Source organism: Hymenobacter agri, assembly GCF_054778495.1.
On record NZ_BAAGZM010001011.1, the window covers coordinates 1 to 1019 of the forward strand.

1 protein-coding gene is annotated in these 1019 nt (G+C 66.6%); it reads left to right on the forward strand.

Annotation, left to right across the window (positions count from 1 at the left end; genetic code table 11):
- A partial coding sequence (locus ACYVDE_RS24095; protein WP_460504057.1) for a PAS domain-containing protein occupies positions 1 to 1019 on the forward strand: 1019 nt, incomplete at both ends.

Sequence of the window (1019 nt, forward strand, 5' to 3'; positions counted from 1 at the left end):
GCCGACCTGCGCCTGCGCCGCCAGGCTGAAGTGCTGCCCTTCATCACGTTCGTGACCGATGCCTTGGGCCGCACCACGTACATGAGCCCGCAATGGTACCAGTACACGGGCCTGCCGGCCGACACGGGCTGGGCCGAAGTCGATGCCCAGTGGCCCCGGGTGCTGCATCCCGACGACCACCTGCGGGCGCAGCGCGAGATTGCCGAAAGCATTGAGTCGCCCCGCCTGGGGCGCGTGGAAGTGCGCCTGCGCGGGGCCGACGGCCAGTATCGGTGGTTTATTACCGAGGCCGTGCCGGAGTTTGGAGCCGACGGCCGCCTGCTGCGCCGCAACGGCTACATGCTGGATGTGCACGAGCTGCGCGAAGCCCAGCGCCACCTCGAAACCAAAGACCGGCTGCTGAGCCAGATTCTGAGCCAGGCCCCGGCCTACATTGCCGCCTTCGAAGGCCCCGAGCACCGCTACACATTTTTCAACGATGGCTACGGCCGCATTATGAATGGCCGCCCACGCCTGGGCATGGCGCTGGCCGAACTGCAGCCCGGCGTGGTGGAGCAAGGCTATCTGGCCCTGCTCGACCAGGTGTACCGGACGGGCCAGCCTTTTACGGGGCAGTCCATGCCCGTGCGGCTGAACCCCGACGATGCCCCCGGCACCGAGCACTATTTCAATTTTTCGTTTCTGCCCATGCTCGACGCGGCCGGCGGCGTCAGTGGCATTCTCACGTTTGCCATCGACGTGAGCGAGCGGGTGCTGGCCCGCCGCCAGGCCACGGCCCTGGCCCGCGAGGTAGACCAGCGCGACGAACAGTTGCGAGTTATGACGCAGGCCATGCCCGTGTTTATTGCCAACTTCGCCGCCGACGGCCAGCTCACTTACCTGAATTCGTATTTCTACGAATACACCGGCCGCGACCCGGCTGAGCCGGCCACCGTTTTCTGGGATTGCCTGTCGGCCGACGACCGCGCCGCCACTCAGGCCCTGGCACTGGCCGCCATGCAGGCTGGCACGGCCTGGCA